Source organism: Atopobium deltae, assembly GCF_001552785.1.
GTDB lineage: Bacteria > Actinomycetota > Coriobacteriia > Coriobacteriales > Atopobiaceae > Atopobium > Atopobium deltae.
The window spans coordinates 1-833 of sequence record NZ_KQ959499.1 but is presented as its reverse complement, the minus strand read 5'-3'; the positions used below and the strand labels follow the sequence as shown (position 1 = coordinate 833).

The following is an 833-nucleotide window of genomic DNA, read 5'->3' as shown; positions in this document are numbered from 1 at the left end:
GATGCCTTCTTTACAGTAGCTTTTCCCTTCTGAGGGGCAGGTTCTCCTTCTGCTACCGCATACACCATGATAGTAAGTTCTTTTGAGCTATCCCAGGCACCTAACTTTTTAGCACCATACTCATACAGCCACTGTCTCCAGCTCTTTCCTTGTTTTTTCTCAGACCAGCCAGCATGCTCATATAGCTCATTTTGAGCATCTGCGTATCCTGCACGACCAGCTGCATATTTTAAGATATGTCGAGTACGTGCTTGACTTAAAATGCCTTTTTCATAAGAAGGTTTAAACGCAATGCCCACAACACCAACAATACGAGCACGAGATTTTCCAGAACGTGCACGTGCATCTGCTAAGGCTTGGTTTGCTGCTTGGTTATACAGTCTTTCATACTCTGGTTTCATCTTGCAGCCTGTATAGTCTTCAATCCAGCCTTTCCATTTAGCTTTAGAGGTATCTTCCCAGCCTTGACGGGGATTTCCTTCTGAGTCAAACCTGTCATACCAGATGGTATAGCCTATAAATTTATCTGAAGAGATTGGTTTTCCTTTTCCTGCAACTGCTCCTCCAGATCCCCCATCGTCAGGACGAGCAAGCGCATACACAGCTCCACTTACTAGCATAAGACCAGTAAGTACAACTGCTATAAGCTTTTTGTTGATAGCTCTTAGTTTTTTAAACATAGATGCTTCCTTTCTTGAAAACGTATATACAAACAAAAACACCTACAAGCATCTGCCATGTCAGCAGAGCTTGTAGGTGTACTCTTTAAGGTGGTTTGATATAAAAACGTGCCAGACTCATAAAGCTTCTCCTTTTGCTTTTGGGTGTCTGAC

General features: G+C 42.9%; 1 protein-coding gene. It reads right to left on the bottom strand.

Annotated elements, in window-relative coordinates; translation table 11 throughout:
• On the bottom strand, positions 1-680 hold a 680-nt coding region (locus HMPREF3192_RS04125), incomplete at its 3' end, for a hypothetical protein (RefSeq protein WP_156422862.1).
• Between the last annotated feature and the right edge of the window lie 153 nt (positions 681-833).